Annotated in this window: 22 protein-coding genes and 2 tRNA genes; 6 read left to right on the forward strand and 18 right to left on the reverse strand. The window is 73.2% G+C overall.

What is annotated here, in order from left to right:
- Positions 1–24 precede the first annotated feature (24 nt).
- Positions 25–687, reverse strand: a complete 663-nt coding sequence (locus O2W53_RS16195; protein ID WP_269164088.1) for an aminodeoxychorismate/anthranilate synthase component II — start codon at positions 685–687, stop codon at positions 25–27.
- A gap of 145 nt (positions 688–832) precedes the next feature.
- The gene (locus O2W53_RS16200) at positions 833–1,579 is read right to left on the reverse strand and encodes a DUF881 domain-containing protein (RefSeq protein WP_269164089.1); all 747 of its coding nucleotides are present in this window, start codon (positions 1,577–1,579) and stop codon (positions 833–835) included.
- A 151-nt stretch (positions 1,580–1,730) separates the two neighbouring features.
- Here O2W53_RS16200 and crgA point away from each other — a divergent pair, with 151 nt between their 5' ends.
- Positions 1,731–2,003, forward strand: coding sequence for a cell division protein CrgA (gene crgA / locus O2W53_RS16205; protein WP_269164090.1), 273 nt, complete (start codon positions 1,731–1,733; stop codon positions 2,001–2,003).
- A 592-nt stretch (positions 2,004–2,595) separates the two neighbouring features.
- Here the strand turns inward: crgA and O2W53_RS16210 are convergent.
- Entirely contained in the window at positions 2,596–3,756 is a 1,161-nt protein-coding gene (locus O2W53_RS16210) for a thiolase family protein (RefSeq protein ID WP_269164091.1), read from the reverse strand.
- Positions 3,757–3,855: 99 nt separating this feature from the next.
- Here O2W53_RS16210 and O2W53_RS16215 point away from each other — a divergent pair, with 99 nt between their 5' ends.
- On the forward strand, positions 3,856–4,257 hold the full coding sequence (locus O2W53_RS16215; protein WP_269164092.1) for a PH domain-containing protein: 402 nt from the start codon (positions 3,856–3,858) through the stop codon (positions 4,255–4,257).
- On the opposite strand, the gene O2W53_RS16220 is transcribed toward O2W53_RS16215, so the two are convergent.
- The 15 genes from O2W53_RS16220 to dnaA all read right to left on the reverse strand — a co-directional run bounded on the left by O2W53_RS16220 (position 4,254) and on the right by dnaA (position 21,841).
- Positions 4,254–4,997 (reverse strand): rhomboid family intramembrane serine protease, encoded by a 744-nt coding sequence (locus O2W53_RS16220; RefSeq protein ID WP_269164093.1) that lies wholly within the window; start codon positions 4,995–4,997, stop codon positions 4,254–4,256. The two genes, O2W53_RS16215 and O2W53_RS16220, sit on opposite strands and share 4 nt — an antisense overlap.
- Positions 4,998–5,128: 131 nt before the next feature.
- A complete protein-coding gene (locus O2W53_RS16225; protein ID WP_269164094.1) occupies positions 5,129–5,665 on the reverse strand; it encodes a peptidylprolyl isomerase in 537 nt (178 codons plus the stop codon).
- A gap of 96 nt (positions 5,666–5,761) precedes the next feature.
- Positions 5,762–5,834, reverse strand: a tRNA-Ala gene (locus O2W53_RS16230).
- A gap of 85 nt (positions 5,835–5,919) precedes the next feature.
- The gene (locus tag O2W53_RS16235) at positions 5,920–6,060 is read right to left on the reverse strand and encodes a DLW-39 family protein (protein ID WP_166754335.1); all 141 of its coding nucleotides are present in this window, start codon (positions 6,058–6,060) and stop codon (positions 5,920–5,922) included.
- 116 nt (positions 6,061–6,176) lie between these two features.
- Positions 6,177–6,250, reverse strand: a tRNA-Ile gene (locus tag O2W53_RS16240).
- A gap of 71 nt (positions 6,251–6,321) precedes the next feature.
- Positions 6,322–7,347: a DUF3566 domain-containing protein gene (locus O2W53_RS16245; RefSeq protein ID WP_269164095.1), complete on the reverse strand. Its 1,026-nt coding sequence runs from the start codon at positions 7,345–7,347 to the stop codon at positions 6,322–6,324.
- 156 nt (positions 7,348–7,503) lie between these two features.
- Positions 7,504–9,972 (reverse strand): DNA gyrase subunit A, encoded by a 2,469-nt coding sequence (gyrA, locus tag O2W53_RS16250; RefSeq protein WP_269164096.1) that lies wholly within the window; start codon positions 9,970–9,972, stop codon positions 7,504–7,506.
- A 126-nt stretch (positions 9,973–10,098) separates the two neighbouring features.
- Complete coding sequence (gene gyrB, locus O2W53_RS16255; RefSeq protein WP_269164097.1) at positions 10,099–12,135, reverse strand: DNA topoisomerase (ATP-hydrolyzing) subunit B; 2,037 nt, start codon at positions 12,133–12,135, stop codon at positions 10,099–10,101.
- A 257-nt stretch (positions 12,136–12,392) separates the two neighbouring features.
- Entirely contained in the window at positions 12,393–14,183 is a 1,791-nt protein-coding gene (locus O2W53_RS16260; RefSeq protein WP_269164098.1) for an ABC transporter ATP-binding protein, read from the reverse strand.
- Positions 14,184–14,197: 14 nt separating this feature from the next.
- A complete protein-coding gene (locus tag O2W53_RS16265) occupies positions 14,198–15,223 on the reverse strand; it encodes a hypothetical protein (RefSeq protein WP_269164099.1) in 1,026 nt (341 codons plus the stop codon).
- Positions 15,224–15,245: 22 nt separating this feature from the next.
- Positions 15,246–15,746, reverse strand: coding sequence for a DUF721 domain-containing protein (locus O2W53_RS16270; protein ID WP_269164100.1), 501 nt, complete (start codon positions 15,744–15,746; stop codon positions 15,246–15,248).
- Complete coding sequence (gene recF, locus O2W53_RS16275; protein WP_269164101.1) at positions 15,739–16,938, reverse strand: DNA replication/repair protein RecF; 1,200 nt, start codon at positions 16,936–16,938, stop codon at positions 15,739–15,741. The genes O2W53_RS16270 and recF overlap by 8 nt, the downstream gene beginning before the upstream one ends.
- 106 nt (positions 16,939–17,044) lie before the next feature.
- Positions 17,045–17,986, reverse strand: coding sequence for a phosphogluconate dehydrogenase (NAD(+)-dependent, decarboxylating) (gene gnd / locus O2W53_RS16280; RefSeq protein WP_269164102.1), 942 nt, complete (start codon positions 17,984–17,986; stop codon positions 17,045–17,047).
- Positions 17,987–18,158: 172 nt separating this feature from the next.
- A complete protein-coding gene (gene dnaN / locus O2W53_RS16285; protein WP_269164103.1) occupies positions 18,159–19,331 on the reverse strand; it encodes a DNA polymerase III subunit beta in 1,173 nt (390 codons plus the stop codon).
- 731 nt (positions 19,332–20,062) lie between these two features.
- Entirely contained in the window at positions 20,063–21,841 is a 1,779-nt protein-coding gene (gene dnaA, locus O2W53_RS16290; RefSeq protein WP_269164104.1) for a chromosomal replication initiator protein DnaA, read from the reverse strand.
- Positions 21,842–22,560: 719 nt separating this feature from the next.
- Between dnaA and rpmH the strand changes: the two genes are divergently transcribed.
- From rpmH to yidC, 4 genes are read left to right on the forward strand one after another with little or no spacing between them, the layout of a single operon-like run.
- Positions 22,561–22,698: a 50S ribosomal protein L34 gene (gene rpmH, locus O2W53_RS16295; RefSeq protein ID WP_036333061.1), complete on the forward strand. Its 138-nt coding sequence runs from the start codon at positions 22,561–22,563 to the stop codon at positions 22,696–22,698.
- 1 nt (position 22,699) lies between these two features.
- Positions 22,700–23,092: a ribonuclease P protein component gene (rnpA, locus tag O2W53_RS16300; protein ID WP_269164105.1), complete on the forward strand. Its 393-nt coding sequence runs from the start codon at positions 22,700–22,702 to the stop codon at positions 23,090–23,092.
- Positions 23,089–23,514 carry a membrane protein insertion efficiency factor YidD gene (gene yidD, locus O2W53_RS23945; protein ID WP_269164106.1) on the forward strand — a complete coding sequence of 142 codons (426 nt, stop codon included), beginning with the start codon at positions 23,089–23,091 and terminating at the stop codon, positions 23,512–23,514. The genes rnpA and yidD overlap by 4 nt, the downstream gene beginning before the upstream one ends.
- Positions 23,507–24,610, forward strand: coding sequence for a membrane protein insertase YidC (gene yidC / locus O2W53_RS16310; protein WP_269164107.1), 1,104 nt, complete (start codon positions 23,507–23,509; stop codon positions 24,608–24,610). Before yidD ends, yidC begins: the two co-directional genes overlap by 8 nt.
- The last annotated feature ends 41 nt before the right edge of the window (positions 24,611–24,651 follow it).

Consider the following 24,651-nt stretch of genomic DNA (forward strand, 5'->3'; position numbering starts at 1 on the left):
CGGGCCACTCGCGGGGTGGCCGGCTCAGATCGTGACGGTGGTGAGCCGGCGGGCAGTGGCTGCCGCCGCCTCGACCCGGGCGGGGTCCGGTGCCAGCCCACAGCTGGACAACCAGTTCGCCAGCAGCCGATGCCCGCCCTCGGTGAGCACCGACTCGGGGTGGAACTGCACCCCCTCGATGGGCAGCTCCCGGTGCCGCAGCGCCATCACGATGCCCGACGGCGTGCGGCCGGTGACCTCCAGCTCGGCCGGGACGCTGTCGGACTCCACCGCGAGCGAGTGGTACCGGGTGGCGGTGAACGGGCTGTCCAGCCCGGCCAGCACGCCCACACCCTCGTGCACGACCTGGCTGGTCTTGCCGTGCAGCAGCTCGGGCGCCCGGCCCACCACGCCACCGAAGGCCTCGGCGATCGCCTGGTGCCCCAGGCAGACCCCGAGGACCGGCAGCCCGGCATCGGCGGCGGCCCGCACCATCGGCACCGTCACGCCGGCATCGACCGGCGTGCCGGGGCCGGGGGAGAGCAGCACCCCGGCGAGGTCCAGGTCGGCGAGCTCGTCGACGGTCACCGCGTCGTTGCGGCGCACCAGGCTGGGCACCCCGAGCTGGCCCAGGTACTGGACGAGGTTGTAGACGAAGCTGTCGAAGTTGTCGACGACGAGCACCGGCCGGACGGCGGGCAGGCTCATCGCTGGACACTCACGTCGGTGCGGGACACGAGGGGCTCGATCTCCAGAGGGCGGTGTCGGGCGGCCCGGATGGGCCCCCACGGGCTCAGGTGTACACGGAGGAGTGCGCCGTCACCATGATCGGGACGGCCGGGCGCAGGACGGCTCAGCCGACCCTGGCGTACTGCATGTCCAGGGCGCCGTCATAGGCCGACAGGGTCAGGTGGTCCTGCTCCTCGACGTCGAAGGTCAGCCCGTAGTCGTCGGCCGCCTCCTGGAAGACCTGCACCCCCGGGGAGGCGGCGAGCTCGTCCCGCATCTCGTCGGCGTCCCCGACGGCGGTGATCACGTACGGCGGTGAGTACGTACGGCCGTGCAGCAGCAGGGTGGGCCCGACGCAGATGACGGCGCTGGTGGAGATCAGCCGCTGCCCCATGATGGCCACGCCGTCGGCACCGGCCACCCACAGCGCGTTCACCACCCCCTGGACGTCGGACTGGTGGATCACCAGATTGTCCGGGTTGCCCTCGGTCGGCGTGGTGCCGGCGGACGGGCGCGGGGCGTCGTCCAGCTCGATGGCCAGGCCCGGCCCGGTGATCTCCGCGAGCCCGGCGGAGCTGACCCCGGGGGCGGCCCCCTGCTGCACGGCGGCGACCTCGCCGTTCCGCGAGGCCGCCAGGTCGGTGAGCGCCTGCACCTGCTCCTGCAGGGCGGCCAGCTCGGCCTGCTGACCGGCGACGGTGGAGTCACGCTCCTCGATCAGCGCGGACAGCTCGGTGACCTCCCCGCCCCGCAGGTCGGTGCCCTGTGCGGTCGTGCTGGAGGTGGCGAACAGCAGACCGGCGGCCAGGGCGACGACGGGCACGAGCCCGACCCACGGGTCGAACCGGCGGGGGCGCCCGATGCGGGTCATGCACACCTCCTGGTGTCGCCGCCCACCCCCGGAGGGGCGAACAGGGGTGACGCCGCCGCGCGACGGGGCGGGACTGCTGGCCCTCTCAGCTTAGGCTGGTGGGCGTTCACGCCGGGGCGTCAGGCCACCGGCCCGGGAGGGAGTCCGCCAGGTGCCGAAGTCGAAGGTGCGCAAGAAGTCGGTCTACACGCCGCCGGAGGGCGTGCTGCCCGCGAGCGCGGCCCGGGCCCAGGCCGCGCAGCCGAGCCCGCGGTGGTACGCCCCGGTGATGGTCGGGCTGATGCTGCTCGGCCTGCTGTGGATCGTCGTCTACTACGTGGCAGGCGACCGGATCCCGCTCATGACGACGTTGGGCCCGTGGAACTTCGCCATCGGCTTCGGCGCCATGGTCGCCGGGTTGGTCATGTCGATGCGCTGGCGCTGACGCCCGCGCACGGCTCGACCGACAGGCCCTCGTCCCTCCGGGACGGGGGCCTTCGTCGTGTGGGCCCTGTCCGCCCGGGCGACGCTGACCGGTCGGTACTCCGCTCGGTGACCAGTGCACAGCGAGCCGTGACCGGCTCGCTGGGTCGACAAACGGTCAACGTGCAGGTCAGGGGCTCGCCGGAAGATCGTCTGTGCACAGCGGGTCGCGCCGTCCACAGGCGGGGTGCTCCGCCATCCACCGGGTTGTCCACGATCTGTGGGTTCTCCGGACCGCAGCTCCCCCGGCTGACCTGCGGGAATGCCTGCGATGTGACCACTGGGACGAAAACGGCACAGGGGTAACTACACCCGTGGAACTCCGTCCCCAGCTGTGTACACACCTGTGGGAAAACTGCTGGCTCGAGTGGCCCGCCCGGAGGCGGTCGGGGGCTTACTACCCGGCTCACCGCAGCGCAAACCAGCAGCGTGACGGGCCGTTCCCGCGCGTGTCCGGACGAGTTGTCGACATCCCCACCCCGGCGGACTGTCCCGGAACGCCCACAGCCCCCGTCCGCGTGGACGGGGGCTGTGGACGGCGGGCACCGGGTCGGTCAGCGGTCGAGGAGTTCCAGGATCGTGGCGTTGGCCATGCCACCGCCCTCGCACATCGTCTGCAGCCCGTACCGGGTGCCGGTGGCCTGCATGTGGTGGACCAGCGTGGTCATGATGCGTGCGCCCGAGGCGCCCAGAGGGTGCCCGAGCGCGATCGCGCCACCCAGGGGGTTGACCGCCTCGGCGGCGGCGCCGATCTCCCGGCGCCAGGCGAGCGGCACCGGGGCGAACGCCTCGTTCACCTCGAAGACCCCGATGTCGGCCAGCGCCAGCCCGGAGCGGTCCAGCACCTTGCGGGTGGCCGGGATGGGTGCGGTCAGCATGATCACCGGGTCGTCACCGGCGACGACCGTCGTGTGCACCCGGACCACGGGGGTGAGCCCCAGCTCGCGGGCTCGTTCGGAGGTGGTGACCAGGAGCGCGGCCGACCCGTCGGAGATCTGGCTGGCGTTGCCGGCGCTGATCACGCCGTCGGCCTGGAAGGGGGTCGTGAGCGCTCCGAGCGCCTCGAGCGTGCCGCCGGTGCGGATCCCCTCGTCGGCGGTCACCACCGCACCCTCGGGGGTGTGGACCGGGACGAGCTGCGCCTCGAAGGCCCCGTCGGCCTGGGCCTTGGCGGCCCGCTCGTGCGAGGCCAGCGCGAACTCGTCGAGCTCGGCCCGGGACAGGCCCCACTGCGCCGCAATCATCTCCGCGCCGACCCCCTGGTTGGGCGCGACCCCGCCGTAGCGGGCCAGGTACTGCGGCCCCAGCGGCCGGCCGGCCGACCCGTCACCGGCCGAGGAGCCCATCGGCACCCGGCTCATCGACTCCACCCCACCAGCGACCACGACGTCCGCCTGACCGCTGATGACGGTGGCGGCGGCGAAGGCGACCGCCTGCTGGGAGGAGCCGCACTGCCGGTCGATGGTCGTGCCGGGCACCGTCTCCGGCCAGCCGGCCGCCAGTGCCGCGACCCGGCCGATGTTGCTGGTCTGCTCGCCGACCTGGCTCACGCAGCCCCAGAAGACGTCGTCGACGACGGCGGGGTCGAGGCCGGTGCGCTCCACCAGGGCCTGCAGAACGGTGGCGGACAGGTCGGCGGCGTGCACGCCGGACAGCCCGCCGCGCCGCTTCCCCACCGGTGTGCGGACGGCGGCACAGATGACGGCATCGCGCATGGACCACTCCTCATCGCAGACGGTGACGTCTCAGACGTCCGGTTGCTCGATGCTAGGCGCCGCGCACCGGCCCGCGGGCAGTACTGACAAGCTGGCCCCGTGCACTGGTCGCCACGGATCGGCGAGGCGGTGGCGATGGCCGCCGCCGGCGTGGCCCTCGCGCTGGCCACCCTGCTGGTCGACCCGGTCGGGCGGTTCCTCGTCGGTGGCGGCGCCGTCCTGCTGCTGGGCCTGGCCGCCCGCGACCTGCTGCTGCGCCCCCGGCTGCGTGCCGACGACCACGGGGTGACCGTGCGGGCGCTCAGCGGCGGGACGACGATCGCCTGGCCCGCGCTGCGCGCCCGGGTGCGGACGTCACGACGGTGGGGGTTGCGCGCCCGCACGCTGGAGCTGGAGGACGGTACGGACGAGGCCGTCCTGGTCGTGCTGGGCCGCCGGGAGCTGGGGCAGGACCCGGAGGCGGTCGCCCGGGCCCTGCACGCCGCCGGCGCAGGGCGCTAGCGCAGCCCGCCGAACACCAGCACCAGCAGCACGACCACGAGGGCGGCGACCCCGCCGACGACGACCGGCCGCCGGCGGCCGCCCAGGACGAGGATGCCGGCCGTCAGTGCCCCGACGACGAGCCCGCCGAGGTGCCCGAGCAGGGACACCCCGGGCAGGAAGCTGATCGCCAGGTTGATCACCAGCAGGGTGAGGAGCCCGCGGACGTCCTGCTTCTGCTTCAGCAGGACCACGCCGAAGGCGCCCAGCAGGCCGTAGATCGCCGCCGAGGCGCCGACCACCGCACCGAGGTAGTCGCCGAACAGCTGCAGGGCGGCCACGCCGCCCAGCGCGGAGACCAGGTAGACGGTCAGGAAGCGGCCCCGGCCCAGCATCCGTTCGAGCTCGGAGCCGAACAGCAGCAGGGCGAGCATGTTCAGCGCCAGGTGCACCGGCCCGACGTGGGTGAAGGCGCTCGTGACCACCCGCCACCACTCACCGACGTCGACCAGGTAGGGGACGATCGCGAAGTCGTCCTGCAGTGGTGAGCGGAAGCTGCGCAGCGGGTTGACGCCGACGCTGATCGCCGAGCCGGCGGTCGCGAGGGCGACCAGCAGGTTCAGCGTGATGAGGGAGAGGGTGACCGGCCCCCACCGCCGGACTTGGCTGCGCAGCCCGGTGGTGCGCTTGGGACGACGGACGGTGGCGTTGCCGGCCCGCACGTCGTCCGGGCACTGGAAGCCGACCGCGGCCGGGTTCATGCACTCCGGGCAGATGGGCCGGCTGCAGCGGACGCAGCGGACCCCGGTGGGCCGGTCCGGGTGCCGGTAGCAGGTGGCAGGGGGCGCCGGCTGCGGCTCCGCGCCGGCGCCCCCGCTGCCCTCAGGGGTGCTCAGCTGCGCTGCACCTCGACGGAGGTGATCACGATGTCCTCGACCGGGCGGTCGCCGCGGGCGGTCGGGGCGGTGGCGATCGCGTCGACGACCTGGCGGCTGGCGTCGTCGGCCACCTCACCGAAGATCGTGTGCTTGTTGTTCAGGTGCGGGGTGTTGGTGACGGTGATGAAGAACTGGGAGCCGTTCGTGCCGGGGCCCGCGTTGGCCATGGCCAGCAGGTAGGGGCGGTTGAACGACAGGTCGGGGTGGAACTCGTCGCCGAAGCGGTAGCCGGGGCCACCGGTGCCCTGACCCAGCGGGTCGCCACCCTGGATCATGAAGCCCTGGATGACGCGGTGGAACACCGTGCCGTCGTAGAGCTTGTCGGTGGTCTTCTCGCGGGTACGCGGGTCGATCCACTCGCGGCTGCCCTCGGCGAGCTCGGTGAAGTTCGCGACCGTCTTGGGGGCGTGGTCGGGGAACAGGTCGACGGTGATGTCGCCGTGGTTGGTGTGCAGGACGGCGCGCCGTGCGGCGGAGGTCTGTTCAGTCACGACGACCACTCTCCCACTGCTGACCGGGAGGCTGCTGGGCGCCCGGTGCGTCCGGGCTGTGCCCGGCGGTCGGCGAGGGCCCTCGAGGGGCCGGAGTGGAGACGAGGGGAATCGAACCCCTAACCCCCGCCTTGCAAAGGCGGTGCTCTGCCAATTGAGCTACGTCCCCGGAGGGCATTTCTACGCTGTCCCCGGAGGGCATTTCCACGCTGTCCCCGGGGGACTGCGGTGGTCGGTCGACCGCAGTCGCGGGATCAGGCGCCGGGCGTGCTGACCGAGCCCGGACCGCGGGTCGCCTCGGCCCACAGGTCGGCCTCGCCCTTGCCGGAGCTGCGCTTGCGCACAGCCGCCAGGGCACTGGCCGCGAGCGCTGCCATCGCCAGCTTCTTCAGCACGCGGGACCTCCTCGAACGGTGTGGGCCACCGCGGTGCCGGTGACCGCTGCCGGGACCCAGCGGCGGGCGACCGTGATCCCCGTGGAGATCGCCGTCGCCCGCCGTCGGTGCACGGGTGGGCCTGGGAGGACTTGAACCTCCGGCCTCATCCTTATCAGGGATGCGCTCTAACCGTCTGAGCTACAGGCCCGTGGACCGGTGAACAGCTTACCTGCCCGGCTGAGGCCCCCGACGCGGGGGGCCTCAGCGGGTGCGGCTCGCTCAGTCGCGCTCGGCGAGGGTGACCTCGAGGCCGCCGACCAGGTCGGAGCAGAGGTTGTAGACGAACGTCCCGACGGTGCACAGCGCCGTGAGCAGCACGATGTTGATCGCCCCGATCACCGCGGCGCCACCGAAGACGACGCCGGCGGTGATCACCTCACCGCCCCCGTCCGTGGCATCGGTGGTGGTGGCCAGCTGCCCGATCAGGTCGTTGACCGTGTCGAAGACGCCCAGGCTGCTGAGCACCCCGTACAGGATGCCGACCGCGACCATCCACACGAAGAACAGCGCGATCGAGAGGACGAGCGAGATCTTCAGCGCCGACCAGGTGTCGATGTGGCGCAGCTGCAGCCGGGCCCGGCGCGGGCCACGGTTGACGGCGCCGCGCCCCTTGCCGGAGGGGGCTCGACCGGCGCCCTGGCCCGCCGGCCGGGCCGCCGGCCTGGCCGTGGGGCGCGCGGGGTCGGGCCGGGCCGCCGGGTCGATCGGGCGCGCAGCCGCCGGGGGCAGGCCGACCGCCTGGGTCGAGTCGACCGGGACCGAGCCGGCCGCCGGCACTCCGCTGCGCGGTGCGGCGCCCGCCGGCCGGTTCGCCGGAGCGGACGGCGTGCCGGCACCGGCAGCACCGCCCCGACCCGGGCCACTGGCCGGGGAAGACGCGTCCACCGGCGGGGTGCCGGCCACCGAGGGCTTGCTCGCCGGGGACGCACCGGCCGAGCGACCGGTCGTCGCAGCCCTGGCTGCGCCGCCGGCCGAGGATGCACCACCACCGGCCGGACCGCCGTCAGCGGCCTTCGCGGGGGCAGCCGCCTTCGCGGGGCCAGCGGCCTTCGCGGGGCCAGCTGCAGCCGGCGCGGCCGGCGAGCCGGACGACGGCTGGCCGCCGTCCTCCGTCGAGGGCGCGGTGGCCGCACCGGCCGACTGGGGCCGGTCGGCGACCGGGGGGGCGCCCTCCGGTACCGCGTCGGCGGTGCCGTCCCCCTCACGGGAGTCGGTACGCACCGAACTGCGTGCCCGGTCGCTCATCCCAGTCTCCTGTCGCCCTGCGGCCCTCGCCGCGTCGGTGCACCCACCGGGTCCGCCATGGTGCAGGGGGCGGTGGGCCGGTCACTGCGGTGGTCGTCGCACAGCCCGGAGCGCGGACGTCGTCGTCCGCAACACCGGTCTGGCATCCGCCCCACCCTAGGCGTCGGGTTCGTCGTTGTCCGTCGTACGCGCGATAGCCACGATGGAGACATCCTCCGGCAAGTTCATGAGCTTGACACCCATGGTCGCCCGGTCCCGGGTGTGCCGGACCCCGTTCACCGGCGTACGGATGACCCCGCCGCCGGAGGTGATGGCGTACAGCTCGTCGCCGAGCACCACGGCCAGCGCACCCACCAGGGCGCCCTTGCGGGCCTTGGGGTCGGCGGTGAGCACGCCCTTGCCGCCCCGGCCCTGCTCCGGGTAGTGCTCGATCCCGGTGCGCTTGGCGTAGCCGCCCTCGGTGGCCACGAGGACGTCGACGCCCTCCTGGACGACGATCATCGACAGCAGCGTGTCGTCCGGCGCCAGCGAGATGCCGCGCACGCCCTCGGTGGCCCGGCCCATGGGGCGCAGCTGCTCGTCGTTGGCCTTGAAGCAGATCGACATCGCCTTGCGGGTGACCAGCAGCAGGTTCTGGTCCGGGCTGATCATCGCCGCACCGACCAGCTCGTCGTTGTCGCGCAGGTTGATCGCGATGACGCCGCCGGAGCGGGGGGAGTCGAAGTCGGTCAGCCGGGTCTTCTTCACCTGACCGCGGGCGGTGGCCAGCACCAGGTACGGGGCGACCGTGTAGTCCTTGATCTGGATGACCTGGGCGATCTTCTCGTCCGGCTGGAAGGCCAGGATGTTGGCCACGTGCGCGCCACGGGCGGTACGGGCCGCCTCGGGCAGCTCGTAGGCCTTGGCCCGGTAGACCCGGCCCTTGTTCGTGAAGAACAGGATCCAGTCGTGGGTCGACCCCACGAAGAACTGCTGGACGAGGTCGTCCTGCTTGAGCTGCGCACCCATGACGCCCTTGCCGCCGCGCCGCTGCGAGCGGTAGAGGTCGGCCTTGGTGCGCTTGGCGTAGCCGGTGCGGGTGATCGTGACGACCACCTGCTCCTCGGCGATGAGGTCCTCCATGGAGACGTCACCGTCGTTGGCCACGAACTGGGTGCGCCGGTCGTCGCCGTACTTCTCGACGATCTCGGCGAGCTCGTCGTGGACGATCTGCCGCTGCCGCTCGGGGGAGTCCAGGATCGCCTGCAGCTCGGCGATGCGGGCCTCGATCTCGGCCAGCTCGTCCAGGATCCGCTGCCGCTCCAGGGCGGCGAGCCGGCGCAGCTGCAGGTCCAGGATCGCGACGGCCTGGATCTCGTCGACGTCCAGCAGCTCCATCAGCCCGCTGCGGGCGGCCTCGGCCGACTCGCTGCGGCGGATGAGGGCGATGACCTCGTCCAGGTGGTCCAGCGCCTTGGCGTAGCCGCGCAGGATGTGTGCCCGCTCCTCGGCCTTGCGCAGCCGGTAGCGCGTGCGCCGGACGATGACCTCGATCTGGTGGGTCACCCACAGCCGGATGAGCTCGTCCAGCCGCAGGGTGCGGGGCACGCCGTCGACGATGGAGAGCATGTTGCAGCCGAAGGTGGTCTGCAGCTGGGTGTGCTTGTAGAGGTTGTTCAGCACGACCTTGGCGACGGCGTCGCGGCGCAGCGTGATCACCAGCCGGCGACCGACCCGGTCGCTGGACTCGTCGGCGATCTCGGAGATGCCCTGCAGCCGGCCGTCGCGGACGCCCTCGGCGATCGACTCGGCCAGGTTGTCCGGGTTCACCTGGTAGGGCAGCTCGGTGACCACGAGCTGCACCCGGCCCCGGCTGTCCTCCTCGACGGTGACGACGGCGCGCATCCGCACCGAGCCGCGGCCGGTGCGGTAGGCGTCCTCGATGCCCTCGCGGCCGACGATCAGACCGTGGGTCGGGAAGTCCGGGCCCTTGACCCGCTCCATGCACGCGGTCAGCGCCTCCTCCGCCTCGGCCTCGGGGTGCTCGAGCACCCAGAAGACCGCGGCAGCGACCTCGCGCAGGTTGTGCGGCGGCATGTTGGTGGCCATGCCGACGGCGATGCCGGCCGAGCCGTTGACCAGCAGGTTGGGGATCCGCCCGGGCAGGACCAGGGGCTCCATGTTCTTGCCGTCGTAGTTGGGCTGGAAGTCGACGGTCTCCTCGTCGATGTCCCGGAGCATCTCCATGGCCAGCGGGGTGAGCCGGGCCTCGGTGTACCGCATGGCCGCGGCCGGGTCGTTGCCCGGCGAGCCGAAGTTCCCCTGGCCGTCGATCAGCGGGTAGCGCATCGACCAGGGCTGGGCCAGCCGCACGAGGGCGTCGTAGATCGACGAGTCACCGTGCGGGTGGTAGTTGCCCATCACCTCGCCGACCACGCGGGCGCACTTGACGGTCGCCCGGTCGGGCCGGAACCCCTGGTCGAACATCGCGTACAGCACGCGGCGGTGCACCGGCTTGAGGCCGTCCCGCACGTCGGGCAGTGCGCGGCCGACGATGACCGACATCGCGTAGTCGATGTAGCTGCGCTGCATCTCCTGCTGGAGGTCGACCGGCTCGACGCGGTCGCGGCTGGGTGTCTCTGTCACGTCTGGTTCTCCACAAGTCGATACACAGCGGTGGATGAATGCGCATTACGAGCGCCCTCGGGCCCGTGGCCCCGGCCCCCTCGCCCCCCACCGCGAGCTCGCGGTGAGGGGCGAAGGGGTCCTTGCTCAGACGTCGAGGAAGCGGACGTCCTTGGCGTTGCGGGTGATGAAGCTGCGGCGGGCGACGACGTCCTCGCCCATCAGCACGCTGAACAGCTCGTCCGCGGCGGCGGCGTCATCGAGGGTGACCTGGCGCAGGATCCGGCTCTCCGGGTTCATCGTGGTCTCCCACAGCTCCTTGGCGTCCATCTCACCGAGGCCCTTGAACCGCTGGATCGCGTCGTCCTTGGGGAGCTTGCGGCCCTCGGCAGCGCGGCTCTTGAGCAGCTCGTCCCGCTCCCGATCGGTGTAGACGTAGTCGTCGGCGTGCTTGTTGCCCCACTTGATCTTGTACAGCGGCGGCTGCGCCAGGTAGACGTGGCCGGCCTCGACCAGCGGCCGCATGAAGCGGAACAGCAGGGTCAGCAGCAGCGTGGTGATGTGCTGGCCGTCGACGTCGGCGTCGGCCATCAGGATGATCTTGTGATAGCGCAGCTTCGACAGGTCGAACTCGTCGTGGATGCCGGTGCCGAAGGCGGTGATCATCGACTGGACCTCGGTGTTCTTCAGCACCCGGTCGATGCGCGCCTTCTCGACGTTGATGATCTTGCCGCGGATGGGCAGGATCGCCTGGTACATCGAGTCGCGGCCGGACTTCGCCGACCCACCGGCCGAGTCGCCCTCGACGATGTAGACCTCGGAGTTCCGCGGGTCGGTCGAGCGGCAGTCCGCCAGCTTGCCCGGCAGGCCACTGACCGTGAGCAGGCTCTTGCGGGCGAGCTTGCGGGCGTCCTGCGCCGCGCGGCGGGCCCGGGCCGCCGAGGTGGCCTTGGTGATGATCGTCTTCGCCTCGGCCGGGTTGGCCTCGAACCAGTGCCCGATCTGGTCGTTGCAGACCTTCTGCACGAAGCCCTTGACCTCGGTGTTGCCGAGCTTGGTCTTGGTCTGGCCCTCGAACTGCGGGTCGCCGAGCTTCACCGAGACGATCGCGGCCAGGCCCTCCCGGATGTCGTCACCGGTGAGCTTGTCGTCCTTCTCCTTGAGCAGCTTCTTCTCGATCGCGTACTTGTTCACGATCGAGGTCAGCGCCGCTCGGAAGCCCTCCTCGTGGGTGCCGCCCTCGTGGGTGTTGATGATGTTCGCGAAGGTGTGCACCGACTCGGAGTAGGCGTCGGACCACTGCATGGCGACGTCGACGGACATCGCGGTGTCGTTCTTGCCCACGCCGTCGGCGGAGAAGCCGATGACCGAGCGGTGGATCGCGGTCTTGCGGCGGTTGATGTAGGTCACGTAGTCGACCAGGCCGCCGTCGTAGCGGTAGGTGACCTCGGTGGGCTCGAAGGCCTTGTCCTCCGCACCGACCGTCGGCGCGGCCTCGGCCAGCGAGGCCTCGTCGCCGGCGCCGGTCTCGGCCTTGCTGTGCCCGGGGCGCTCGTCGCGCAGCACCATGGTCAGGCCCTTGTTGAGGAAGGCCATCTCCTGGAGCCGGCGGTTGATCGTGTCGAAGGAGTAGACCGTCGTCTCGAAGATCGTCGGGTCGGCCCAGAACGTGATGGCCGTGCCCCGCTTGTCCGTCGGGCCGACCTCGGTCAGCGCGCCGGGCTTGGCCACGTCGTAGTGCTGGGTCCACTCGGTCCCGTTGCGCCAGATGCGCACGTCCAACGCATGGGACAGCGCGTTGACCACGGTCACGCCGACGCCGTGCAGGCCGCCCGAGACGCCATAGCTCTTGCCGTCGAACTTGCCGCCCGCGTGCAGGATGGTCATGACGACCTCGACCGTGGGCCGCTTCTCCACCGGGTGCATGTCGACCGGGATGCCCCGGCCGTTGTCCTCGACCCGGACCCCGCCGTCGGCGAGCAGGGTCACCCGGACGGTGTCGCAGTAGCCGGCCAGCGCCTCGTCGACGGCGTTGTCCACCACCTCCCACACCATGTGGTGCAGGCCCCGCTCACCGGTCGAGCCGATGTACATGCCGGGGCGCTTGCGGACCGCGTCCAGCCCCTCCAGGACGGTGATGGAGCTGCCGGAGTAGGCGTTCTCGGTCTGCGGCTGAGCGACCACGTGGGGCCCTTCTCTTGCGCAACCTCGCGGCCGCGGCGCCACGTCGACGACGATGTCGAGGCGCGCAGGACGGCTCTCAGCGGGCTGCTGGGGGTGTGTCCTCTCCAGAGTACCGGGTGGGTACACACCAGACCGGCCGTCCACGGCCTGACGTGGCTCGAGAGCCTCTCCCGACTCACGCGCCACCACCGGTGTTGCCCCCCAGGTCGACACGCCGTCCTGCGGCGACTGGTGCCGACGTTCCACGTGGAACGCGGCTACTGGACCAACAACTGGGCGGTGGCCAGCTCGCGGTAGAGCGGGCTGGTGTCGACCAGCTCGGCGTGCGTGCCGACCGCCACCACCCGGCCGGCGTCCAGGACGACGATCTGGTCGCTGTCGATCACCGTCGACAGCCGGTGGGCCACGACCAGCAGCGCCCGGTCGGCCGCCGCGGCGGCGAGGGTGTCGCGCAGCAGGCCCTCGTTGCGGGCGTCGAGGCTGGCCGTCGGCTCGTCGAGCAGCAGCAGTGCCGGCCGGGCCAGCAGGGACCGGGCGATCGCCAGCCGCTGGCGCTCACCACCGGACAGCAGCACCCCGTCGTCCCCGACGGAGACGTCCAGTCCCCGGGCGGAGCGCTGCACGACGCCGGTGAGGCCCACGTCGGCCAGCGCCTGCCACAGCTGCTCCTCCCCGGCGTCCGGCGCGGCGAGCAGCAGGTTCTCCCGCACCGTCCCGGCCAGCACCGGCGCCTCCTGCTCGACGTAGCCCATCCGGGCCCGGAGCGCGGCGCGGGGCAGCTCGCGCACGTCGGTGCCGGCCCACCGGACCGTCCCGGCCGACAGCGGGTAGAAGCCCTCGACCAGCGCCAGCACCGTGGACTTGCCCGCGCCCGACGGCCCGACGAGGGCCACCCGGCTGCCGGCCGGCACGGTAAAGGAGACGTCGTCCAGCACCGCCGTGCCGTCCGGGTAGCCGAAGCCCACGCCGTCCAGCTGGAGCAGCGGCACGGGGTCCGCGCCGGTCGGGGTGTGGAGCACCACCGGCGACCGGCCGGCTGCCGGTCGCTCCGGCTCCTCGTCGTGCTCGGGTTCCAGCGCGAGCACCTCCTGCACCCGGGCGAGCGCGCCCAGACCGGTCTGCAGCTGGGTGTAGGAGCCGATCAGCTGTCCCAGCGGCATGACCAGCAGGAACAGGTAGAGGATGAAGGCGACCAGGTCGGCGACGGCGATCGAGCCGGTCGCCACCCGGTAGCCGCCCAGCCCCAGCACCGCCAGGAACGCGCCCTGGACGGCGATCGAGCCGGCCGGTGAGACCAGCGCCTCCAGCCGGGCGACCTGCACCCCGGCGGTGAACGCCCGCTCGGCGCTGGTGCCCACCGTGGCCACCTCGCGGGCGGTGGCCCCGCTCGCCCGGATGGTGCGCACCGCCGACAGCGCGCGCTCCACCGCTGCGCTCATCGCGCCGACCTGCTCCTGCGCCTGCCGGGACAGCTCCCGGACCCGGCGGGAGGCCAGCACGGCGGTGGTCACCCCGACGCTGACCGCCAGGACGGTGACCAGCAGCAGCCAGACGTCGACCAGGGCCATCGCCACCAGCGCGCCGACGCCGACGACCACCGACCCGACGATCTCCACCACACCGCTGGTGACCGCGGCGCGCAGCAGCGTGGTGTCCGAGCCCACGCGCGACATGAGGTCGCCGGTCCGGCGCCGGTCGTACTCGGCGATCGGCAGCCGGAGCAGCCGGTCGACCAGCAGCCGCCGGGTGCTGAGGACGACGCCCTCGGCGGTGCGCTGCAGCAGGTACTGCTGCCCGGCCCCGAGCACGGCGGCCAGCACCAGGACGACGACCAGCGCGACCACCCCGGGCAGCACCGCACCGCCGGAGCCGACCGCGCCGATCACCTGCCCCACCAGCGCCGGCTGGGCCAGCGCGGCCGCGGCCGAGAACAGCGAGAGCACCGCGGCCGCACCCAGCGCCCGGCGGTGCGGGCGCAGCAGCGGCAGCAGCTCGCGCAGCCCGGCGGACGGCGCGGGCTCCTCCGTCGCCGGCCCGCCCGAGGTCATCGCGGTGGTGCCGCTCAGGCCGCGGCGGCGAGGGCGCCGACCACGGCGGCCAGCAGCCGGGCGTGGTGCTCGATCAGCTGGGGCCGGTTGGCGTCGGGCCGGATGGCGGCGACGAAGCCGGCCGCCGACCAGACCTCGTCGCCGTCGTCGGTGCCCAGCAGCGACTGCCGGACGACGGGGTCCTCGGCGATCCGGCGGACCTGCGGGCCGTCCTCGGCGGCGAGCAGCACCCAGCGGCGGTCGAACTCGGGGTCCGGGCTGGGGATCTGCAGCATCCCGCCGGTGCCGTGCCGCCACATGCGGGCCGGGGACAGCCGGAAGGCGGGCACCGAGCCCAGCACCGGCGCCGCGGTGATCGCGTGGGTGCTCACGAAGCCGCGCCCGACCGGGGAGACGATGTCGAAGGCGACCAGGTCCAGGCCGTTGCCCCGGCCGCGCACGACCCGGCTCGCCTGGTCCTCCTTCCCGGGGCGGACCGGCGCCGACCGCACCAGCGCGGTGAGCGGCTCGTCCTCCGGGGCGGTGCCGTCGGAGAGCACCCAGCCGAACTGCTGCGCCCACAGCTCCGTGCCGTAGGGGTCCGCGGCGACGGCCGGGTCCGGCTGGACGTCGCGGTACCCGGCGCCGGCGTCGTCCCCGGACCGGGAGCGCCCGCCACCGAACAGGCCACCCAGCCCCCGGCGGGGACGGTCGGTCTGCTCGGGCGGTGGCGCATCGGACCGCTGCTGGTCGGCACCCGGCGGCTGCCAGCCGGCCTCGCCCCGGGTCGTGGCCGGCGGGACGGACGCCTGCGGGGTGGACGGAGGTGGGGACGTGGCCGGGGGCGGGGAGGTGGCCGGGCGGTCCGGCTCCACCGCCGGCAGGTCCCAGCCCGGCGGCTGCCAGGCCTGGGACCCGGTCCGCTCGTCGTCGGGGCGGGGAGCGGCGGGGTCGGGCTCACCGCCGCCGGGCGTGTCCCCGCCGAGGTGCGCGGGCTCCTGCCACTGGCCGCCGGCGCCGTCGTCGAACCCGTCCCGGTCGCGGTCGCGCGGGCTGCTCATCGCTGACTCCTCGTCTCGCTGGTCATCCGTACGTGTCCCGCGGCCCACGGCCACGGACGGTGCGCGGGCCCTTCTTCCAGCTCGGCGCCGTCGGACCGACAACGCGCAGCTTGGTCACGACGTCCCCGCCGACCCCGGCACGCAGCTTGCCCAGGATGCTCGGTGCCAGCAGGCGCAGCTGCGTCGCCCAAGCCGTGGACTCCGCGACCACCAGCAGCTCGCCCTCGTTCAGCGACTCCGGCCGGCAGTGCGCGGCGATCTCCGGCCCGACCAGGGCGTCCCAGCGCCCGAACACCGCACCGACCTTGGTGCGGGCGGTCCAGTCCTGCTGGGTGACCAGCGAGTCGACCAGTGAACCGAGCAGCTGAGGGTCGTCGGCGCCGGGTCCGGGGCCGGTCCAGCGGCGCCGCGGGCCGGCCACCCGGCGACGGGTCGGCTGCGGCCGGGACGCCGAGGCCGCACGGGCGGCCTCCAGCGCCGCGCGGGCGATGTCGGAAGGTCGTGCCGGGCGTTCCTCAGCCACCGTCCACCCCTGCCTCCCCCGTTGCCGCGCTCTCCTCGGTCGGCTCCCCGGGCAGGATCCGCGCCTGCCCGTCGGCGATCTGCACCCGGGTGCCCAGGAGCACCGCCGGGACGTCCTCGGCGACCGCCGCGGTGATCAGGGTCTGCTCGGCACTGCGGGCGACCTCGGCCAGCGCAGCGCGGCGGCCGGAGTCCAGCTCGGCGAAGACGTCGTCCAGCACCAGGATCGGGTCGTCGCCGTCGGCGCGCAGCAGCGCGAAGCAGGCCAGCTTCACCGCGAGGGCGAAGGACCACGACTCACCGTGGCTGGCGTAGCCCTTGGCCGGCGCCGGGCCCAGGTGCAGCACCAGGTCGTCCCGGTGCGGACCGACCAGGGTCACCCCCCGGTCGACCTCGTCCTTGCGCCGCTCGGCGACCCGCTCGCGCAGTGCCGCGGCGAGCTCCTCGGCGCCGGGCAGCACCCGCGCCGGGTCGACCGGCGCCCCGTCCCCGGCCAGCGGCACCGAGCTGCTGTAGCCCAGCGCCGCCCGGTCGGCGCCGGGACCGGCCACCCCGGCGTAGGACTCGGCGACGTAGGGGGCGAGGTCGGCGACGAGCTGCAGGCGGGCAGCCAGCAGCTGACCGCCGAGCTCGGTCAGGTGGCCGTCCCAGACGTCCAGGGTGGCCAGCGCGTTGCCGCGGGCGAGCTTCGCCGTCTTCAGCAGGGCGTTGCGCTGCTTGAGCACCCGGTCGTAGTCGCTGCGCACCCCGGCCAGCCGCGGGGTGCGGCTGACCAGCAGGTCGTCGAGGAAGCGCCGGCGTTCGGCCGGGTCGCCGCGCACCAGGGCGAGGTCCTCGGGGGCGAACAGGACCGTCCGGACCAGCCCGAGCAGCTCCCGTGGCCGGGGCAGCGGGGCCCGGTTGACCCGCACCCGGTTGGCCCGGCCGGGGTTGATCTCCACCTCGACCAGCAGCTCGCGGTCGTCCCGGCGCAGCGCCGCCCGCACCACCGCCTGGGTCGCGCCGTGCCGCACCAGCGGGGCGTCGGCGGAGACCCGGTGGCTGCCCAACGTGGCCAGGTAGCCGACCGCCTCGACCAGGTTGGTCTTGCCCTGGCCGTTGCGCCCCACCAGCACGGTCGGGCCCGGCGTCAGCGCCAGGTCCGCGGACTCCCAGCTGCGGAAGTGCCCGACCTGCAGGTGCCGGAGGTACACGGGTCAACCTCCCCGTGACGTGATGGAACGGCCCCCTTGCAGGGTCCCGCCACGCGCTTGCGAGTGGTGGGGGGCAAGAGGGTCCTTCATCACGCGGGGTCCTTCATCACGCGGGGTCCTCGGCCTCCGCCGGCTCGGCCGCCTCGACGGCCTGGACGGCGTGTCCACCGAACTGGTTGCGCAGCGCGGCCACCGCCTTCATCGTCGGGGAGTCGCTCTGCCGGGAGGCGAAGCGGGCGAACAGCGAGGCCGAGATCGCCGGCATCGGGACGGCGTGCTCGATGGCCTGCTCGACGGTCCAGCGGCCCTCACCGGAGTCCTCGGCGTAGCCGGAGATCTTCTCCAGCTCCGGGTCGTCCTGCAGGGCGCGGACCAGCAGGTCCAGCAGCCAGGAGCGGATGACGGTGCCCTGGGTCCAGGAGGCGACGACGCCGGGCACGTCCTCGATCAGGTCGACCGCGGCCAGCAGCTCGTAGCCCTCGCCGTAGGCCTGCATCATCGCGTACTCGATGCCGTTGTGGACCATCTTGGCGAAGTGGCCGGCGCCGCACGGGCCGGCGTGCACGAAGCCCGCGCCCTCGATCGGCTGACCGGCCTCGTCCTTGGGTGCCGGCGGCTTCAGCGCGTCGAAGACCGGCTGCGCCTTGGCGACGTCCTCCTTCGAGCCACCGACCATCAGCGCGTAGCCGTTCTCCAGCCCCCACACGCCACCGGAGACCCCGGCGTCGATGTAGCCCAGGCCCTTGGCGCCCAGCTCCGTGGCGTGCTCCTGGTCGTCGGTGAACTTGGAGTTGCCCCCGTCGATGACCACGTCACCGGGGCTGAGCAGCTCGCCCAGCTCGCGCACCGTCGCCCGGGTGGGCTCACCGCTGGGAACCATCACCCAGACGATCCGGGGCGCCTCCAGCGCCTCGACGAGCGCCTCGAGGCTCTCCACGTCCCGCTTCTCGGAGAACGAGTCGTACCCGACCACGTCGTGACCGGCGCGACGCAGCCGCTCGGCCATGTTGCCGCCCATCTTGCCCAGTCCGACCATCCCCAGCTGCACGTCTTCTCCTCCGTCGTCGGTGTCTCGCTCGTGGGCCGCGGTCCTCCCGCAGCAGGTCTCGGTGGGCAGCCGCACCGTCGCGGCGCACCCGTCGCGCCAGGGCGCGGCCCGGGGCACGAGCCGTCGCCCATCGTGCTCGCCCTCCCCGGCGCTCGCGCGCCGGGGACCGCGCCTAGCCGGGCAGCCGCACCGGCATGATCAGGTACCGGTACGAGCCGGCCCGCTCGGCGGGCCTGCCGTTGTCCTCGTCGTCGGCAGAGGGCTCGTCGACCCCGGACAGCACGGCCGGCTTCAGCGCCGTCGTGAAGTCCATCCGGGCGCGGTCGGTGTGCACCGCGGCCAGGCCGTCGAGCAGGAACGTCGGGTTGAAGCCGATCGTCAGCGGCTCCCCGTCGAACTCGACGTCGCAGCGCTCCTCGGCCTGGCCCTCGTCGTCGGTGCCGCCGGCGCGCAGCGTGACCTGGCCGGGTGTGAACTCGCAGCGCAACGGCGTGCCGCGCTCGGCGACCAGGGCCACGCGCTTGGCGGCGTCGGTGAACAACCCGACCGGCAGGGTGGCGAAGGACGACGACTCGCTGGGCATGATCGCGCGGTACTTCACGAACTCCGCGTCCAGCAGCCGGGTCGTGGTCCGACGGTCCTTGCCCGACATGCCGAGGATGCCCTCCCCGGAGCCACCCGACGCCAGCGAGAGCACCACCTCGGGGCCGCTGGTCAGCGTCTTCGCCGCGTCGGCCAGGGTGCGGGCCGGCACCAGGACGGCGGCGGACAGCCCCGGGGTCTCCGGACGCCAGGCGAACTCCCGGACGGCGAGCCGGTAGCGGTCGGTCGCGGCGAGGGTGACCAGGTCGTCCTCGATCTCCAGCCGGACGCCGGTCAGCATCGGCAGGGTGTCGTCCCGGCCGGCGGCGACGGCGACCTGGCCGACGGCCTCGGCGAACGCGTCGCTGTCCACGACCCCCGCGGTCGACGGCATCGACGGCAGGGACGGGTAGTCCTCGACCGGGAGCGTGGGCAGGCTGAACTTCGCGTTGCCGCAGGAGATGGCCAGCCGGGCCCCCTCGGCGACCACGTCGACCGGGTGCGGCGGCAGGGCCCGGGTGATCTCGGCGAGCAGCCGGCCGGGGACCAGCGCACGGCCTGCCTCGGTGGACTGCACGTCGACCTCGGACCGGGCCGAGACCTCGTAGTCGAAGCCGGAGACCGCCAGCTGGCCGCCCTCCACCTCCAGCAGGATCCCGGCGAGCACCGGCACCGACGGCCGCGGCGGCAGGCTGCGCGCCGTCCACGCCACGGCCTCGGCGAGCACCTCACGTGCCACCCGGAACTTCATCTCGTCATCCACCCCAAGCTCGTCTGCGCCGGCTGCTCCCGCGCGGTCTGCGGCGCCCATCCTCTCCTGCCGGCCCCCCGCTGTGACCAGTCCCCTGGTCACAGCTGCGCTGGAGGGTCACCGGACCCGTTCTGCAGGTGCTCCTCGGGGCGGAGGGCGCAGCCCCCGCACCGGCCCGTCCCCACCGAGAGTGTGGTTCGAGAACACCTGGGAGATATAGCTCATCTTCGTCATCACAGGTGTGGATCCTGGGGACGGGACCCCTTCGTGCAGGTCACCCCCGGAATGGGCCTGTTGGCTCGCTGTGGGCCGGTGGGCGTCCGCCTGTGTCGACACGTGGACAACTCGACCGCCGTGCACCGTCGCCGTGCCCTCTCCACCCCGCATCCCCCCTCCACCCGCAGGTCCGTCCCCACCCGGTGTGGGTCCCGTGGGCTGTCCACCGGCACCGGTGGGCGACTTGTGGACACCTGGGGGACGGCGCCGTGCCGGGTGCACCCGCTGGACCTGCGCAGATGCGGCTGGTCGCGGGACGAGGGCGGCCGTGGGCAGTGGGTCCCGGCTCTCCCCAGGCTGTGTACAGATCTGGGGACAAGGAGACACGGAGGCCGACTCGACGCCGGCGGAGCCACTCCGGTCGGGCACCGCGAGGGCGCGCCGGAGCCACCGGACCGGCGGGCGGTCGGTGTCCGGACGTGCGACGGCCGAGCCCCAGCCGGTGGGACCGGGACTCGGCCGGAGGATCAGGAGCGGGCGCGGCTCTTGATCCGGGCGGTGAGCTCGGTGACCTGGGTGTAGGTCGCCCGGCGCTCGCTCATCAGGCCGGTGATCTTCTTGACCGCGTGCATGACCGTGGTGTGGTCCTTGCCGCCGAACGAGGCCCCGATCCGCGGCAGGGAGAGCTCGGTGAGCTCCCGGCACAGGTACATGGCGATCTGCCGGGCGTTGACCAGGGTGCGGCTGCGGTTGGCGCCCTGCAGCTCCTCCATCGTCACGGAGAAGTACTCGGCGGTGGCGGCCATGATGATCGCCGCGGTGATCTGCGGGCCCTGCTCGTCGCTGATCAGGTCCTTGAGCACCATCTCGGCCAGCGCGAGGTCGACCGGCTGCTTGTTCAGGCTGGCGAAGGCGGTGACCCGGATCAGCGCGCCCTCGAGCTCGCGGATGTTGGTCTGCACCTTGCTGGCGATGAACTCGAGCACCGCGTCGGGCGCCTGCAGCCGCTCCCCGTAGGCCTTCTTGCGCAGGATCGCGATCCGGGTCTCCAGGTCGGGTGCCTGGACGTCGGTGATCAGGCCCCACTCGAAGCGGGTGCGGAGTCGGTCCTCCAGCGTCGTCAGCTTCTTCGGCGCGCGGTCGGAGGTGATGACGATCTGCTTGCTGGCGTTGTGCAGCGTGTTGAAGGTGTGGAAGAACTCCTCCTGGGTGCGCTCGGCGCGCTCCAGGAACTGGATGTCGTCGATCAGCAGGAAGTCGATGTCCCGGTAGCGACGCCGGAAGTCCTCGGCCCGGCCGGAGTGCACCAGGTTGATGAACTCGTTGGTGAACTCCTCGGTGCTGACGTACCGCACCCGCACGTTGGGGAACATCCGCGCCGCGTAGTGGCCGATCGCGTGCAGCAGGTGGGTCTTGCCCAGCCCGGAGTCGCCGTAGATGAACAGCGGGTTGTATGCGCGGGCCGGGGCCTCGGCGACGGCGACGGCGGCCGCGTGCGCGAACCGGTTGCTGTTGCCGATGACGAAGCTGTCGAAGACGTACTTGCCGTTGAGCCCCGGGTCCAGGCCGCCGGGCCGCCGGTCGGCGAACAGGGGGACGGCGCCGCCGCCGCGGCCCGAGCGCTCGGCGGGGCGGTCAGCGGTGCCCTCGTTCCCCGGCGCCTGGTCGCGGCCGGCGTCCCCCGGGTCCCGGTCCCACGGGGCGAGCCGGCGGGGGCCGCCGTCGGACTGGTCGTCGGAGGCCGATCCCCGCGACCAGTCGCGCCCGTCCCCGGACTCGGGCAGCCAGGCCTCGGCCCGGGCGGCATCGGTCCGCACCCCGAAGGCGCTCCGCCCGTCGTCGACCCGGTCCCGGTCGGCGCGGTCCTCGGCGGCCCGGTCGTGCGCCGCCCGCTCGCGGGCAGCCAGCTCCTCCGAGGCGCGGTCGTGGGCCAGCCGGTCCTGGGTGAGGCGGTCCTGGTCCAGCCGGTCCTGCTCCGCGGTGGGCCAGCGACGAACCTCCGGCTCGGCGCCGAGCCGAGGTGCCTCGGGGGCCGGCGGCGGCACCGGCATGTCCTCCAGCTGCACCGCCACCCGGATGTCCCGGCCGATCTCCGCGGACAGCGCCTCGGCCAGCACCATGCGCATGCGGGACTCGAGCACCGTCTGGGTGAACTCGTTGGGCGCGGCGAGCACGGCGGTGTCCTCGAACAGGCCGAGTGGGCGGGTGAGGTTGAGCACCGCCTTCTGCTGCGGGGTCAGGCTGCTGGCGAGCCTCTCGCGGGCCTGGTTCCAGACCGTCGCCAGGTCGACCGGATCGTCGGCCATCGACTGTGTCCCTTCCCGTGCCTTCGGTGCTCTGCCTCTGGTGTGACGCCTCTGGTGTGACCCCGGAGCCGCGGTGCGGCCCCGGAGCCGTCGTCCACAGGTGGGACGGAGGTCGGGGACCCGCTGGATCCCCCGTCGGTTCCCCAGCTGTGGACGTCCGGCGGTGCTGCGTCCACATGAGTGTCCACAGTCTGTGCACGCTCGGCGACACGTGGTCCGATGACCGGCGTCCGCGCTGCCGGGCACGACGTCATGGCTGGTGAGCGCCCCGGCAGGGGCGATCGGAGGGGGGTCCGGCGAGCGATCGGCCGACGGGGTCGGCAGGAGAACCGGCGCCCGGTCGTCCGACCCGGAGCGACGGCGACGCTAACAGCCCCGTCCACAGGCGCACAACGACGACGGCGCCCGGCACGCGGATCGGCTGCGGCGTGTCCGGCGCCGGGTGGCCCGATCAGCGGTGCACCATGAGCGGTCCGGCCAGCAGACCGGGACCCGTCGGGTCTCGGCTATGCTGGTCGGAGTCTGTGCACGGGAGTCGGCGCACGCCCTGAGGTCGTGGGGTGTGACCACCGGGTCCGTCGCACAGCAGACCAGCCTCGGGAGACCGGGACGGTCGCAGGTCCCGGGGGCACCCGGGGCCGATGACCTGCCCGGCCCCGCGCGTGCGCTGCCCGACCGGGTGCGCGCCGCATCGACGTCGTCAGCAGTGGGAGTCCCTCGTGAGCAAGCGCACGTTCCAGCCGAACACCCGTCGTCGGGCCAAGACCCACGGCTTCCGGCTGCGGATGCGCACCCGGGCCGGGCGCGCGATCCTCGCCGCTCGCCGTGGCAAGGGTCGCAACAAGCTCTCCGCCTGAGGTGCTGCCTGCGCAGGCACGCCTGCGCCGGCGGCCGGAGTTCACCGCGGTCATGCGGTCCGGCCGGCGTGCCGGGCGGCCGACCCTGGTGGTGCACTACCTCTCCGAACGGCCCGTCGCCCGGGTCGGGGGTCCGCTGGACCCTTCGACCGGGCCGCGGGCCGGTTTCGTGGTCGGCAAGGCCGTCGGCAACTCCGTCTGCCGGCACCGGGTCACCCGGCAGCTCCGCCACCTGGTCGGCGACCGCCTGGACCGGCTCCCCGCGACCGCGGACCTCGTCATCCGGGCCCGCCCGGAGGCGGCCGACGCCGGTTCCGCCGTGCTGAGCCGCGACCTGGACGCCGGTCTCGACCGGGTGCTCGGCGGACACGGCCCCCGGGCACGGCGGCCGTGACGATCGCGCCCGCCCGTGGGTTGCTGGCCGCCGTCCGCTTCTACCAGCGGGCGATCAGCCCCGCGTTCCCGCCACGGTGCCGCTTCGAGCCCACCTGCAGCGCCTACGCGGCCGAGGCCATCGAGGTCCACGGCGCCGGCCGGGGCAGCTGGCTGGCCGTGCGCCGGCTGGCGAAGTGCGCGCCCTGGCACCCCGGTGGCGTCGACTTCGTCCCGCCGCGGCGCGGGGGCGCTGCGGCCGGCGACGGACCGCCCGACCCGGGCTCAGGAACCGCTGGGCCCACCCACTCGTCGTGCACAGCGGCGCACCCGCCCGAACCGTCCGCGGCGACCGCGTCGACGGCTGACGGCACACGTCGTCCCGACCGTGCCACCCCGCCGGCTCCGCGCCGGTCTGCGCAGCAGGAGGCTGGCGTTGCTTGACTGGCTGTACACCGCGATCGCGTGGGTGATGAAGCAGTGGCACTCACTGTTCTCCACGTTCCTGGACCCGGCGAGCGGGATCACCTGGGCGCTGTCGATCGTCTTCCTGGTCGTCACCATCCGCATCCTGCTGTTCCGCCTGTTCGTCAAGCAGGTGAAGAGCCAGCGGGCGATGCAGGAGATCCAGCCGGAGATCCAGAAGCTCCGCAAGCAGTACGGCAGCGACAAGCAGGGCTTCAGCCAGGCGATGATGGCGCTGAACAAGGAGCGCGGGGTCAACCCGCTGGCCGGCTGCCTGCCGATCCTGCCGCAGATCCCGATCTTCCTGTCGCTCTTCCACGTGCTGCGCCGGATCGCCCCCGGCAAGGACGGCCTCTACAGCTGGTCCGACACCCTCACGAACCAGGCCGCCTCGGCCCAGCTGTTCGGTGCGCCGATCTCCGCCTCGTTCAACATGACCGGGGCGAAGGAGCAGGCGATCCTCGGTCTGCCGGACGTCGGTTACACCAACATCCGGATCGTCGCGTTCCTGCTGATCGTGATCATGTGCGGGACGACCTTCTTCACCCAGAAGCAGATCATGCGGCGCTCGGGCCCGGTCGAGGGTCAGGCCGCGATGGTGCAGAAGCTGCTGCTCTACGGCATGCCGCTGAGCCTCTTCGTGTCCGGCTTCTTCTTCCCGATCGGCGTGCTCCTCTACTGGTTCACCAACAACCTGTGGACCCTGGGCCAGCAGTTCTACATCCTGAAGAAGCTGCCCCCGCCCGGGTCGCCGGCCGCGCTGGCCAAGGCCGCCGCCGACAAGCCGCAAATCGACCCGAAGTCCCTCGCCCCCAAGCCGGGCGCGAAGCCGGTGCGCCCCAAGTCGGGCACTCGCGGGGCGACCGCGGCCCCCTCCCCCACGGTGGACGGCGACGGCGCCACCCCCGACGCGCCGCCGGCCGGTGCGACCCCCGCCGAGGGGACCGGACCCGCGGAGGGCGGTTCGGCCAACGGCCGGCCCCCGGGTGGCGGAGGCCCCCGCCCCCGCACGGGCTCCTCGGGCAGCCGGTCGTCGGCCGGGCCCGCCAACCGAGGCAAACGCAAGCGCCGCTGACCGGCTGCGGCACCCGGGTGCGAGCCCGCGGCGTGCCCGCC

This window comes from Modestobacter sp. VKM Ac-2978, from assembly GCF_026968025.1.
GTDB lineage: Bacteria > Actinomycetota > Actinomycetes > Mycobacteriales > Geodermatophilaceae > Modestobacter.